The sequence below is a fragment of the Odoribacter sp. AF15-53 genome (assembly GCF_003479425.1).
GTDB lineage: Bacteria > Bacteroidota > Bacteroidia > Bacteroidales > Marinifilaceae > Butyricimonas.
Window position 1 is genome coordinate 1 of record NZ_QUHC01000047.1, and the last position, 533, is coordinate 533.

Consider the following 533-nt stretch of genomic DNA (forward strand, 5'->3'; position numbering starts at 1 on the left):
TAATGTTCGGTGGATAATCATCATTAAAGGAGATTGATCCGCTTGTTATCTGCCCGCTTTATTCCTCTTCTTCGATGAAATGATTTATAAAGTAATTGAATGACTGGGCGATGTAACGAGTATTTGTTTCAAAGTTGTATTCTCTTGAAGCGTTTTCGTCCCACTCGTCAGTCACGTAATAGTAAATCTTTTTATTCTTCAAGTTCAACGCATAATAGTTTCCACCCGAATCCATAGCAAAAGGCAACAGATTGCATGGCATTAAATTCCTACTCCATATATCTTTGGCTATGACTTCAATTGTTTCAAAAGCATTGGTGCGTTCCTTTATCGGAAAGAACGCATTTATCTCCATCCGATCCAAATCCTCGTCCTGCGGTTGAAAACAATATGGTGATGGCATACCACCGTTGAACTTGAGGTAAAAGTTCTTCATGCCTGCCGGAATCTTTACATTCAACTCAACCTCAAAATTCTTTATATCTTCTTTTGTTAGCGAAGCCGAACAGTCCGAAAGTTCAGGCATTACACCT

1 protein-coding gene is annotated in these 533 nt (G+C 38.8%); it reads right to left on the reverse strand.

What is annotated here, in order from left to right:
• Positions 1-58: 58 nt before the first annotated feature.
• On the reverse strand, positions 59-533 hold a 475-nt coding region (locus DWW52_RS20915), incomplete at its 5' end, for an SMI1/KNR4 family protein (RefSeq protein WP_148315424.1).